The following is a 13,130-nucleotide window of genomic DNA, read 5'->3' on the forward strand; positions in this document are numbered from 1 at the left end:
CCCAGATGGAAGCGGCATCCTCTAGTGGCGGGGTTCGACACTAGAGATATAGCGTACAGCTGGATTAGCTCCTAAAAATTAAACCCAAAGGTTCCTTTGACCGTGAAATTTTGCGCATCGGGTGTGTTGAGATAACTACCGCGCCAAGCAAAATCTATTCTAAATACTTTGAAAATATTTCCAATTCCGGCGCTGTATTCCCAATAAATGTTCTCTGGAGCGACATAGGGTAAACCTGAGGCATTGATGGCTCGGTTGGCATCTGAAATTGTTCCGTAAACGCTTTTTACACCTACAACTTCACGCCAATTGAGTTTTCGCATAAACGGAATACGTGCAAACAAACGCCCTTGGAAATTGTGATTCCATTGCAAGGTTACGTATTGGTCGCTTATAAATTCGTAGAAATTCAGATTATTGAACGTATTCTCAATACTGAAATACGTTTGATTCCCAGGAATAACGCTCATCAAACCAAGAGGAATGGTGCCAAATGTTTTTCCAGCTTCTAAAATTAAATTGGTTCTTCCGAGTGGTCCGATAATGAAAGGCTGTTTGTAATACACCTGAATTTTATCATATCTAAAATCGCTGTTTAGAACGCCTTTGAATCCGTGGCTGAAATTAACAAAAACACGACTATACGGACTGTCTACAATATCGCGTTCTACCCCAAAACCAATAGTTTTTCGGTTAGGTGTGTACTCAATTTGAAGATTTGCTTCGGACTGTTTTACCTCGCTCTTAGTGACACCCGCAGGATTCGAAGCCGAGGGCAAAGTGGTATAATAATCCAAACTAAAGGTTGGCGAAGCCGAAACCAATGTTCGATGAGAAATCCCGGTTTGAAAGGTCCAGTTCTTAAAAGGTTCTATTTCGAATGAGAAACTGGTCAGGTTAATGTTTGTAAGCTTTCCGTTACTTCCTGTAGTGAACAAAGCCGAAGACGCAAAACTTCGTCCCAAGACATCATTAGTCGTGGTCAAACTGGCACCAATTTGTTCAATGTCTCGGCGATTTCCTCCCGAAATGATGATTCGTTTTTTCTTATCGACCATCCATTTTCCTGAAACACCATATTTGAATTTTTGGTCATCAAAGCCATAAGCCGTAAAAGCCTGAACGCGCCACGGGTCATTAGGCCCAAAATACGTTCTTCCGCCTAGACGCAGACGAATACCCTCTACTTCGTTAAAGCCAAACGTTGAAAAAACATTACCAAAATCAAAGTTGTTGAACTCTATGTAACCACTTCCTAAGATAGAAACCAAACTGTACAATTGCTTGAATTTTTTGACGGTTTGCAAGGTGTCGAGCATTTTGTACACGCCTTTTTCGTCTTTGGAAAGCTTTTCAAAGCGATTCTCCTCCCAATATTCTTCTGACTTGTTGTAAACTTCGTTGTCTATAAAATTGACTTCGTCTTTGTAAAAAGAAGTGGGTTTTGGCTTATTGAACTCGTGATTGCGATAAAAAGAGGTTCTTTTGCCATAAACACCTTTTGATTTTTCTTTTTTGTTCAAAGCAAAATCCGACATCAAATAATCTCGAGTCAAAAGAAAAACAGAGTCGTTCATTACCTCAAATTCTTGCTCGATGTAAATATCTTTTACCCAGTTAATATTGGCACTCTTGGTTACCGCCATATTAATTTTCTTGATGGCAAAAGTGGTATCGTTTACCCAAAAATCTCCTTTGAAGGTCAATTCGTTTTTACGTCTTGGATAAAAAACAATATTAAAACACCACTTGTTATCAATTAATGCGCTATCACGCAACACATAATTATAGACATCAATCCCTGTTCTAGAAAGCGGGCTGGTAAAACTTTTGTCGAAAAAAGTCAAGTGATTGTCATAGATATTGTAATCAGAATACAAATCTTTGACAAAAGCTAGGATTTGCTGATTTCCATTAAATCCAGAGGTTTTATTGGCTTTATTGATTTCTTTGACTTTCTTGATGGTATTGTCTCCATACACATCATACAAAGCTTCGTTGATAAAAATAGGCAAATAGGTTTTTCCAGTAACTTTAGAAGTATCCACTTGCTTGAAGATGAATTCCATCCCTTTGAAAATTTTATTCTTCATAAAAGCACTGTCGATAGTGTTCATATCAAATTCAATCTTCTCATACTTCTCCATTTGGTATTGATTGAATTGATACAAACCATTTTTGCGTTTGCGTTCCCAAATTTTGCGCAAAATATCTAAGGCGGGGTTGTTTTTCTTTGACGTTTTCCCAGTAAAAACAACCACTTCATTCAATTCTTGCATTTCCTTCAATACAATTTTGAAATTGTAATTTACTGCTTTTTCTAAGGTCACTTCCTTGTCAGAAAAGCCAGCTGAGGTAATTACTAACACAGTATAAGTCTGTGGAGACTCAATGTAAAATCGACCATCTTCATTGGTTACAATGCCTACATTAGAGTTTTTAAAAACAACATTAGCATAGGGAATAGGTTGATTGGATTTATCGACCACAATACCACTAACCTTAGTTTGCGCTTTTGCAACACTGACTATTGCAAATACGAGTATAAAGAAATATAAAATTGATTTTTTCATAGTAAAAAAAGGGCTCCATCGAATGCGTATCGATGAAGCCCCAAATATAATAATTAGATGACAAGTAGTAGTCTTAAACCGCCACTACGAATGTTAAAAAAAACCTATTTTATGCTTTTTAACAACTCTTATTTTTTGTACAATACTTTTTTAACTGCTTTCACAACGTCATCAGCATTAGGCAACCATTCTTTCAATAGAACAGGAGAATAAGGTGCTGGTGTATCTGCAGTTGTGATTCTTTGAATTGGTGCATCCAAGAAATCAAAAGCTTGCTCTTGAACCAAATACGTAATCTCTGAAGACACACTAGCAAAAGGCCAAGCTTCTTCTAAAATTACCAAACGATTCGTTTTTTTAACCGATTTCAAAATCGCTTCTGTATCCATTGGACGAACCGTTCTCAAATCGATTACTTCACAAGAAATTCCTTCTTTTGCCAAATCATCAGCTGCTTTGAACGCTTCTTTAATAATTTTACCAAAAGAAACAATTGTCACATCGGTTCCTTCTCTTACCACATCAGCTACTCCCAACGGAATAGTGTATTCTCCATCTGGCACTTCACCTTTGTCGCCATACATTTGCTCTGATTCCATAAAGATAACAGGGTCGTTATCACGAATGGCTGATTTCAACAATCCTTTGGCATCATATACATTTGAAGGTACTACAACTTTTAGACCTGGAGTATTCGCAAACCAATTCTCGATAGCTTGAGAGTGCGTCGCTCCTAATTGTCCAGCAGAAGCTGTTGGTCCTCTAAAAACAATTGGAATATTGAATTGCCCACCAGACATTTGACGCATCTTGGCAGCATTATTAATAATTTGATCAATACCAACCATACAAAAGTTGAAGGTCATGTATTCTACAATCGGACGACATCCATTCATGGCTGAACCTACAGCAATACCTGTAAAACCAAGCTCTGCAATAGGAGTATCGATTACTCGTTTTTCACCAAATTCGGCCAACATCCCTTTCGATGCTTTGTAGGCACCATTGTATTCAGCAACTTCTTCACCCATTAAGTATATGGACTCATCGCGACGCATTTCTTCACTCATCGCTTCGCAAATCGCCTCTCTAAATTGTATCGTTCTCATATTATAATATCTATGTGTGTTTTTTCGAACAGCAAAAATAAATATTTTAAACTACTTTAAAGCATAAAATAGGTTTAAAATTATTAGGAGCTATTTCCAGCTATCCGCTATATCTCTAGTGGCGAACCCCTCCACTAGAGGATGTCGCTCCTATCTGGGCTAGGGATGAGGTTCAAAAGACACTTTTTCATACATATAGGAATTGGGAATTTGAAACAAATAAAAATAAAATTGTTAAAAACAATACAAATACAGTCAATACTCAAAGCCGTAGAATTCTTTTTACGTAAGTTTATCTAGAGAATACCTAGCCTCCAGCGAAATCGTAATAGTTTTGAAAAAATATTATGCATGCATAGTAAATATTCCAATTATTATTTTAAATTTGTCAAGCTTTATCAAAAAAAATAAGTCTTATGAAAATATTAGTTTGCATCAGTCACGTTCCTGATACTACTTCAAAAATCAATTTCGTTAACGGTGATTCAGAATTCGACACCAATGGCGTTCAGTACGTTATCAATCCAAATGACGAATTTGGATTAACTAGAGCAATCTGGTTTCAAGAACAACAAGGCGCAACGGTAACTGTTGTAAATGTGGGTGGACCAGACACAGAACCTACTTTAAGAAAAGCATTAGCTATTGGAGCCAACGAAGCAATTCGCGTAAATGCCAATCCAACGGATGGTTTCTTCGTAGCCAAACAATTGGCAGAAGTAATTAAAAATGGCGGATACGATTTAGTAATCGCTGGAAAAGAATCTTTAGATTACAACGGCGGAATGGTTCCTGGAATGATTGCTGGAATCTTAGGGTACAACTTTTTGAACTCTTGCGTGAGCTTAACTGTTGACGGAAATGCCGTTACTGCTTCCAGAGAAATCGATGGTGGAAAAGAAACTGTTGCTACAACATTACCCTTAATCATTGGAGGTCAAAAAGGTTTAGTTGAAGAGAAAGATTTGCGTATTCCAAACATGAGAGGAATTATGACAGCAAGAACAAAAGCCTTAACTATTTTAGAGCCTGTAGATGCTAATGTAGCTACTAAAGCAGTAAAATTTGACAAACCAGCTCCAAAATCAGCAGTTAAATTGGTAGCAGCTGATAACTTGGATGAACTAATCAGTTTGTTACACAACGAAGCTAAAGTAATTTAGTATTCAGTAATTCGTTTTTAGTATTCAGTTTAAAAATCTAAAATAATTCAGTTTTTAGTATCTGTTTTTAAGTTGCAAAACTTTAAATCTTAAACTTTAAACTCTTAAACAAAAAAATCATGTCAATATTAATATACGCAGAATCTGCAGAAGGAAAATTCAAAAAAGTAGCATTCGAGCTTGCATCTTATGCTAAAAAAGTAGCAGAAACGTTAAGCACCACAGTAACAGCTGTAACTGTAAATGCTGGTGATGTTTCAGAATTATCAAATTATGGTGTAGATAAAGTTTTAAAAGTATCTAATGACCAATTAGCAACTTTTTCAGCAAAAGCTTACGCGGATGTAATCAAACAAGCTGCTCAAAAAGAGGGTTCAAAAGTGGTGATTCTTTCATCTACTACTGATAGTATCTATCTGTCTTCATTAGTAGCTGTTGGTTTAGAAGCAGGTTTTGCTTCAAACGTTGTTGGATTGCCAGTGAGTACAGCTCCTTTTCAAGTGAAAAGAACCGCTTTTTCAAACAAAGCTTTCAATACTACCGAAATTAGCACTGAAGTAAAAGTGTTAGGAATTGCTAAAAATTCTTATGGTATTTTTGAAAATGCAAGTTCATTAACAGAAGAAGATTTTAATCCAACAATCGATGCTAATGACTTTGGAGTAAAAGTAACAGCTGTTGAAAAAAGTTCAGGAAAAATTTCTATTGCCGATGCTGATATTGTAGTGTCAGCAGGACGCGGAATGAAAGGTCCAGAAAACTGGGGAATGATAGAGGAATTAGCAGGCGTTTTAGGCGCTGCAACTGCATGTTCAAAACCAGTTTCCGACTTAGGATGGAGACCTCACGGAGAACACGTTGGACAAACAGGAAAACCAGTTGCCACTAACTTATATATTGCGGTAGGTATTTCTGGAGCGATTCAACACATTGCAGGGATTAACTCTTCAAAAGTAAAAGTAGTTATCAATAGCGATCCAGAAGCACCTTTCTTTAAAGTTGCTGATTATGGAATTGTTGGAGACGCTTTCGAAATTGTACCTCAATTGATTGAAAAATTCAAAGCTTTCAAAGCGCAACATTCATAAAAAACAATCTTTTTAAATTATAAGCTACCTAAAAACAAGATAATTGTATCTTTGCTTTAGGTAGCTCTTTTTTTTATGCCTTTTTTTGATTAAAATTGCACCTTTAAAAAACCGAATAACTAGCAAAATCAATAGTTGTTTTTTCTATAAAAAATCCATGAGCTTAGTAAAATTAACCATAAAAGGGATATCCTACAGTCAAACACAAAACGGAGCTTATGCTTTAATTTTGAATGAAGTGGATGGCGAGCGAAAACTACCAATTGTCATTGGAGCTTTTGAAGCTCAATCTATTGCTATTGCTTTAGAAAAAGAAATCAAACCACCTCGTCCGTTAACACATGATTTATTTAAAAACTTTGCAGAACGTTTTGATATAGTTGTAAAGCAAGTTATTATTCACAAGTTGGTTGATGGCGTATTTTATTCTAGTATCATTTGTGAACGAGATAAAATAGAAGAAATTATTGATGCCAGAACCTCGGATGCTATAGCTTTGGCACTTAGATTTCATGCGCCAATTTTTACCTATAAAAATATTTTGGACAAGGCAGGAATCTATTTGAAATCAAACCCTAATCCAGCAGATCCAGGCGCAGAAGAAATAGACAGTATTTTGTCTAATCCACAAACTTTTGGACACGGTGAAGAAACCAATCAATCAGGTCCTACATATGCTAATCATAGTCTCCAAGAATTGAATGAGCTTTTAGATCAAGCTGTAGCCAATGAAGATTATGAAAAAGCTGCAAAAATAAGAGACGAGATATCCAAACGCTAGCCTAGCAGTGTATTTTTGATTGAATAGTTTAAAACTAGCAACTTAATAATTGCGTCCAACGAATTGTATTCCTAATGAAACTAAAACAACTATTTTTTGGCTTTGCCCTTCTTTTGGCACAAGTTACTTTGGCGCAAAATTATTATTTGCATTGCGGGTCCATTTTAGATACAAAATCAGGAAAGCTACTTTCTAATAAAACCATTGTAGTTGCCCAAAATAAAATCATTAAAATACAAGAAGGTTTTGTCGCAAAAGCTAATCCAAACGATATTGAAGTTGACTTAAAAAATAAGTTTGTTTTGCCTGGACTGATTGATCTTCATGTTCATATAGAAGGAGAACTAAATTCCAAAAGTTACGTTTCAAAATATATTGACAACGAAGCCGATGTCGCTTTTCAAGCCGTGAATTGTGCCGAAATCACTTTACTGGCTGGTTTTACTACCGTTAGAGATTTAGGAGGAACGGGTGTTAATGTTTCTTTACGAAATGCCATCAACAAAGGATTAATTAAAGGACCTAGAGTTTATACCGCAGGAAAAGCTATTGCAACAACAGGAGGTCACGCTGACCCAACAAACGGGAGTAATAGAAAATTAGTAGGCGACCCAGGACCACATGAAGGCGTAATCAATTCACCAGAAGACGCAGTAAAAGCAGTAAGAGAACGTTATAAAGAAGGAGCAGATGTAATTAAAATCACCGCAACTGGTGGCGTTTTAAGTGTAGCCAAAAGCGGTAAGAACCCACAATTCTCTATTGAAGAAATAAAAGCCATTACAGCTACTGCCAAAGATTACAATATGCTAACCGCAGCACATGCCCATGGAGATGAAGGCATGCAAAGAGCAATACTAGGAGGAATCAAAACTATAGAACACGGTACTTTTATGAGCGAAGAAACCATGGAGCTTATGAAAAAATACGACACTTACTTAGTTCCGACGCTTACAGCGGCAAAGGAAGTCGAAAAAAATGCAGAAGTACCAGGATTCTACCCTGAAATTGTTGTTCCTAAGGCACGTGAAGTAGGCCCACAAATTAAAGCAACCTTTGCCAAAGCTTACAAAAAAGGAGTGAAAATTGCCTTTGGAACAGATGCAGGAGTTTTTCCACACGGAATAAATGGAAAAGAATTTGGGTATATGGTAGAGGCTGGAATGCCTGAAATAGAAGCTATTCAAGCTGCAACTATCACTAATGCTCAATTACTTGGAATCGATAAAGAAGCTGGTCAACTAAAAGAATCTTTTTGGGCAGACATTATCGCTGTAAATGATAACCCTCTCAAAAATATTAAAACATTAGAAGAAGTTTCTTTTGTAATGAAAGACGGAAAAATTTATAAAAATCAATAAAACAAGCGGTCCATACTATGAAGCAATACCATGACTTAGTTAAGCACGTTTTGGAAAACGGCACACAAAAAGGCGATCGCACTGGAACGGGTACCAAAAGTGTTTTTGGGTATCAAATGCGTTTTGATTTAGCCGAAGGATTTCCAATGGTAACCACCAAAAAGCTCCATTTGAAATCCATTATACATGAGTTACTATGGTTTTTAAAAGGAGAAACCAACATTGCTTACCTACAAGAGCACGGTGTAAAAATATGGGATGCTTGGGCAGACAGCAATGGAGATTTAGGACCAGTTTACGGCCACCAATGGCGCAATTGGAACAGTGAAGAAATTGATCAAATCTCCGATTTAATTACGGAACTAAAAACCAATCCCAATAGCCGAAGACTATTAGTTTCGGCATGGAATCCATCGGTATTACCAGATACTAAGAAATCTTTTGAGGAAAATGTAGCAAACAACAAGGCTGCTTTGCCCCCATGCCACGCTTTTTTTCAATTTTATGTGGCCGATGGGAAATTATCCTGTCAATTGTATCAACGAAGTGCTGATATTTTCTTAGGAGTACCTTTCAATATTGCATCATACGCATTACTAACACTTATGATAGCGCAAGTTTGTGACTTAGCTCCAGGCGAATTCATACATACATTTGGGGATGCACACATCTATAACAATCATTTTGAACAAATAGAATTGCAACTCTCAAGAGAGCCAAGACCATTACCAACAATGACGTTAAACCCCAATGTAAAAGACATCTTTGCTTTTACCTATGAAGATTTCACTTTAGAGAATTACGACCCGCATCCTACGATAAAAGGAAGTGTTGCTGTATAATAAAAAAACCGCTATAAAAGCGGTTTTTTTATTATCTATAATGCTAAAACAGAATTTTCAGCTCCAGCATAGTCATTCCATTTTAAACCATCAGCTTCAGGGTCATTTAAATAATTTCCGTCAATTAGGTATTTAAATTCGTACGAAGAATCTTTAGGTAAATCGAAAACACCTTTGAATGTTCCGTTTTTCAATTTAGATAAAGCACCTTCTTCTATGTTCCAATTGTTAAAATCACCAATTACTGCAGCTGAAGTTGCTTCTTTTGCTTCGATTGAAAAGGTTACTTTACATACTGGTTTAGTTTTTACAAATTGTTTTTTAATAGCCATAACACAATGATTTTTAAAATTTTAAAACAAGTTAAACAATTTTAATGTAACAACAGATAGCGTCTACTCATTTTTAAGACTAATATCAAATCATTGTTAAAATTTAAAAAAAACAATAATTTTAAGGTGATTAAAAATTTAAATTCAAAATTATTAAATCTCTTATGCTTAATCAAAACACTGTTGAGGTTATAGTTTTTGCAAAATAAATTTTATCTTTATCTACAAAATAAAAAACTATGGATCAGGCCACGCACGAGCAATATGAGTATGCTCGTAGAAGAATTAAACAAAAAAAGAGATTGTATTTTCACTTTGTCCTTTTTGCTTTAACTAGCATTTTTTTATTCATAGCTCACCGCTTTTTTGATGTTGGCATAGAAAGCAATTGGTGTATTTGGGTCATTACTTTTTGGGCCTTTTTGTTTGTGCTTCATTTTATTAAAGTCTTTATAACAGATCGTTTTATGGATAAAAATTGGGAAAGAGATCAAATTGACCGATTAGTTGCCTTACAACAAAAAAAAATAACCCAGTTGGAGCGTCAAATAGAAAAAGAAACGAAATAACTTATTCATGATAATACTTATAGCCGCTGTAGCAGAAAATCTTGCTTTGGGCAAAAACAATGATTTAATTTGGCATCTCCCTAATGATTTTAAACGATTCAAGGAAATAACATCAGGCCATCATATTATTATGGGGCGCAAGACTTTTGAAAGTTTTCCTAAGCCTTTGCCTAATAGAACACATGTCATAATAACACGTCAAAAAAGTTATAAGCCCGAAGGCTGCATAGTTGTAGATTCGATTGAAAGAGCTATTGAAGTCTGTCCAAAAGACGCTCCTGTTTATGTGATAGGAGGCGGAGAGATTTACAACTTGGCATTACCCTATGCAGATCAATTGGATATTACGAGAGTACATAATAATTTTGAAGCAGATACTTTTTTTCCTGAAATTAATCCAGAGAAATGGAAGTTATTGCATTCAGAAAAACATTCTAAAGATGAAAGACATCTTTATGATTACAGTTTTGAAAGCTATGCAAAAATCTAGAAAAGCCCAATATGTATAAAAGCAAAAAAACATCCTTCACAGGATGTTTTTTCTTTGTAAAAGATATGATTTTGTTAATGACTCACTCTTGTAAGAGAATTTGAGACAACAATATTAAAATACCAAGAAACAAAATTGATCCAGAGACTGAAATAATAATGTTTGATATTTTTTTTGAGTAAAACTCAAAGTAGCCTTTAATACCAAATACCACAAAGATACTAAAGACCAAAAAAATTAAAATTTCCAAAAACAAATTTAATCCTAAGAACGTATTTTGCGCTTCAAAAAAAGTACCGCTAGTGAAAGCGATATTTTCAAAACTGCTAACAAGAACAAACGCGACTATCAGCGCAATAATAAACCATTTGATTTGAGTCATTAAATTAATACTAACCATTTATTTTCTTTTACAGGGCAAATTTGGATAATATTTTAATACTGCACAATACCCACTTTTAGTGATATTTGTATTTTTTTTGTTAAAATTAAAAAGTTACTTTAATAAAACTCCCAATAGCAAAAAAGTGTCTTCCGAAGTAAATCAAGTGCTGTGTTAATGGACTTTATAGTATATTTGTGGAAATTAAAAAACCATGTCAGAAAAAGTTACTCCCTATAAAAATTCACAATTAAGCAAAAAAGAGCAGGTTGCTACCATGTTCAATACTATTTCAGGAAATTATGATAGTTTAAACCGAGTTATATCTTTTGGTATCGATATCAAATGGCGTAAGAAAGTATTGGATTTGGTGACAAAATCAAACCCAGAAACGATTCTTGACATAGCAACAGGAACAGGAGATTTGGCTATTTTGATGGCACAAACTCCAGCTAAAAAAATTATTGGACTTGATATATCTTCTGGAATGTTGGCGGTTGGAGTTCAGAAAATTGCAGACAAAAAGCTCTCTGATCGTATCGAAATGATTTTGGGCGACTCAGAGAATATGCCTTTTGAAGAAAATTATTTTGATGCTATAACTGTGGCTTTCGGAGTTAGAAACTTTGAGAATCTTGAAAAAGGACTTTCAGAGATTTTGAGAGTATTAAAACCAGGAGGGACTTTTGTTATTTTGGAAACTTCTGTGCCGGAAAAAACACCTTACAAGCAAGGGTATCATTTCTATAGTAGAAATATTTTGCCGCTTATTGGTAAGTTGTTTTCAAAAGACAACACTGCATATGGGTATTTGTCTGAATCGTCTGCCGTTTTTCCATATGGAGAGCGATTGAACAATATTTTACGAAAAACGGGGTTTATAGACGTGAAAGATATGCCTCAAACTTTTGGTGTGGCAACGATTTATTATGCATCCAAAAAATAATTAGAAGCTTTCCTCTTACCTATGAAAAAAATAACTGTAATCCTTTTTTTGTTCTATCTAACTTTTGCTAATGCGCAATGGAATAAGCGCCTTTTTAGCAAAGACCCTATCATTAATCTAGAGAATTTTCAAAAGCAAAAATTGTACTTTGGATTCTATATGGGGTTTAATGGATATGATTTTAAAATCGATTATAAGAATGATATTCCTGATGTATTGGTAAAAAGAACTACAGGTTTTAATGTAGGATTGGTCGCTGATTTAAGATTACAAGAGTACATCAACTTGAGGTTTGAACCAGGGTTGTATTATACAAAGCGAGATATGTATTATCCGAGTTCTTATTTTCCGAGTACTCCAACGGCAAGTGATCGGTTAAGAGAAGTGAATAGTACTTATATTCATTTTCCATTGTTAGTCAAATTTTCTTCATTGCGTACGGGCAATGTACGACCTTACTTGCTTGGAGGAGGTTCGCTTACTCTTAATTTGTCTAGTAATTCTAAATCATTAGATGATAATGCGGAAGGAAGATTTAGAATGAAATCTTGGACGCCTAATTATGAATTAGGATTTGGTATTGATATTTTCTCGGAGTACTTTATTTTTTCACCTTCAATTCGAGGCGTTTTCGGTATAAATGATGAATTGATTAGGGATAAAGATCCTAATAGCCCGTGGACAAGTAATATTGAGTCGATAAAAAGTAGAGCTATTTTTATCAATTTTACTTTTCATTAATAATCTCTTCTTTTAAATTCACTCAAGACTATTGCAGTCGCGGTTGCAACATTCAAGCTTTCAGTTTGTTGTAAATTTCCAAATCGAGGTATGGTTATGCGCTTAGTAACCAAAGCTTCGATTTCTTTTGAAATTCCATTAGCCTCGTTGCCTAGAATGATAATCCCTTCATTAGTAATTTCAGAGTTATATAGATCTTCACCATCCATAAAAGTTCCATAAATGGGTAGTGATGTCGTTTCTAAGAAATCCTTCAAGTTTAAATAATTGACATTTACTCTTGCAATAGAGCCCATTGTGGCCTGAACTACTTTTGGGTTGTATAAGTCAACTGTTTCTTTTGAACAGACTACTTGATTGATTCCGAACCAATCGCATAATCTTAAAATCGTTCCCATATTACCAGGATCTCTGATGGTATCTAGAGCAACAATCAGCCCATTGTTAATTATGGTTTTTTCTTTAGGAATTTTAAAAACCGCTAAACAGGTATTAGGGGTGGTCAAGGCGCTTATTTTTTTTAAATCAGCATCAGAAATCACTGTTTTTTGCGTTGTTGATACCGATTTGAATTCATCAATCGTAATATATAGATGTTCTAATTCAAAATTAGATTGTAGTAACTCATTAATGCCTTTTACTCCTTCTGCAATAAATAATTGATGAGCTATTCTATATTTTTTTTGGTGCAAACTCGATATAAGTTTTATTTGGTTTTTACTAACCATAAAAAGATGTACTTTTGAATTAAAT

Annotated in this window: 13 protein-coding genes; 9 read left to right on the forward strand and 4 right to left on the reverse strand. The window is 35.0% G+C overall.

Features of this window, described 5'->3' with window-relative positions; all coding sequences use genetic code 11:
* Nucleotides 1–71: 71 nt before the first annotated feature.
* A complete protein-coding gene (locus tag ACSVH9_RS06335; RefSeq protein WP_438062966.1) occupies nucleotides 72–2,573 on the reverse strand; it encodes a DUF5686 family protein in 2,502 nt (833 codons plus the stop codon).
* Nucleotides 2,574–2,701: 128 nt separating this feature from the next.
* Nucleotides 2,702–3,721: a pyruvate dehydrogenase complex E1 component subunit beta gene (locus tag ACSVH9_RS06340; RefSeq protein WP_315171136.1), complete on the reverse strand. Its 1,020-nt coding sequence runs from the start codon at nucleotides 3,719–3,721 to the stop codon at nucleotides 2,702–2,704.
* Between the two features lie 377 nt (nucleotides 3,722–4,098).
* On the opposite strand from ACSVH9_RS06340, the gene ACSVH9_RS06345 reads away from it, so the two are divergent.
* The 5 genes from ACSVH9_RS06345 (at nucleotide 4,099) to ACSVH9_RS06365 (ending at nucleotide 8,917) form a co-directional block, all read left to right on the forward strand.
* Nucleotides 4,099–4,845, forward strand: coding sequence for an electron transfer flavoprotein subunit beta/FixA family protein (locus ACSVH9_RS06345; protein ID WP_159687800.1), 747 nt, complete (start codon nucleotides 4,099–4,101; stop codon nucleotides 4,843–4,845).
* 119 nt (nucleotides 4,846–4,964) lie between these two features.
* Nucleotides 4,965–5,933: an electron transfer flavoprotein subunit alpha/FixB family protein gene (locus ACSVH9_RS06350; protein WP_438062967.1), complete on the forward strand. Its 969-nt coding sequence runs from the start codon at nucleotides 4,965–4,967 to the stop codon at nucleotides 5,931–5,933.
* A gap of 157 nt (nucleotides 5,934–6,090) precedes the next feature.
* Entirely contained in the window at nucleotides 6,091–6,714 is a 624-nt protein-coding gene (locus ACSVH9_RS06355; protein ID WP_438062968.1) for a bifunctional nuclease domain-containing protein, read from the forward strand.
* Nucleotides 6,715–6,788: 74 nt separating this feature from the next.
* Nucleotides 6,789–8,075 (forward strand): amidohydrolase family protein, encoded by a 1,287-nt coding sequence (locus ACSVH9_RS06360; protein ID WP_438062969.1) that lies wholly within the window; start codon nucleotides 6,789–6,791, stop codon nucleotides 8,073–8,075.
* A gap of 17 nt (nucleotides 8,076–8,092) precedes the next feature.
* Nucleotides 8,093–8,917: a thymidylate synthase gene (locus ACSVH9_RS06365; protein WP_315143206.1), complete on the forward strand. Its 825-nt coding sequence runs from the start codon at nucleotides 8,093–8,095 to the stop codon at nucleotides 8,915–8,917.
* Nucleotides 8,918–8,952: 35 nt separating this feature from the next.
* Here the strand turns inward: ACSVH9_RS06365 and ACSVH9_RS06370 are convergent, their stop codons facing one another.
* Complete coding sequence (locus ACSVH9_RS06370) at nucleotides 8,953–9,249, reverse strand: isoamylase early set domain-containing protein (RefSeq protein ID WP_438062970.1); 297 nt, start codon at nucleotides 9,247–9,249, stop codon at nucleotides 8,953–8,955.
* Nucleotides 9,250–9,488: 239 nt separating this feature from the next.
* Between ACSVH9_RS06370 and ACSVH9_RS06375 the strand changes: the two genes are divergently transcribed.
* The 4 genes from ACSVH9_RS06375 to ACSVH9_RS06390 all read left to right on the forward strand — a co-directional run bounded on the left by ACSVH9_RS06375 (nucleotide 9,489) and on the right by ACSVH9_RS06390 (nucleotide 12,377).
* Nucleotides 9,489–9,818: a 2TM domain-containing protein gene (locus tag ACSVH9_RS06375; RefSeq protein ID WP_438062971.1), complete on the forward strand. Its 330-nt coding sequence runs from the start codon at nucleotides 9,489–9,491 to the stop codon at nucleotides 9,816–9,818.
* A 7-nt stretch (nucleotides 9,819–9,825) separates the two neighbouring features.
* A complete protein-coding gene (locus ACSVH9_RS06380) occupies nucleotides 9,826–10,308 on the forward strand; it encodes a dihydrofolate reductase (protein ID WP_438062972.1) in 483 nt (160 codons plus the stop codon).
* 596 nt (nucleotides 10,309–10,904) lie between these two features.
* A complete protein-coding gene (ubiE, locus tag ACSVH9_RS06385; protein ID WP_438062973.1) occupies nucleotides 10,905–11,636 on the forward strand; it encodes a bifunctional demethylmenaquinone methyltransferase/2-methoxy-6-polyprenyl-1,4-benzoquinol methylase UbiE in 732 nt (243 codons plus the stop codon).
* A 21-nt stretch (nucleotides 11,637–11,657) separates the two neighbouring features.
* A complete protein-coding gene (locus ACSVH9_RS06390; RefSeq protein ID WP_438062974.1) occupies nucleotides 11,658–12,377 on the forward strand; it encodes a porin family protein in 720 nt (239 codons plus the stop codon).
* Here ACSVH9_RS06390 and ACSVH9_RS06395 read toward each other — a convergent pair.
* Nucleotides 12,374–13,105, reverse strand: coding sequence for a TrmH family RNA methyltransferase (locus ACSVH9_RS06395; protein WP_438062975.1), 732 nt, complete (start codon nucleotides 13,103–13,105; stop codon nucleotides 12,374–12,376). The two genes, ACSVH9_RS06390 and ACSVH9_RS06395, sit on opposite strands and share 4 nt — an antisense overlap.
* Between the last annotated feature and the right edge of the window lie 25 nt (nucleotides 13,106–13,130).

The organism is Flavobacterium sp. RSSB_23 (assembly GCF_051547145.1).
Classification (GTDB): domain Bacteria; phylum Bacteroidota; class Bacteroidia; order Flavobacteriales; family Flavobacteriaceae; genus Flavobacterium.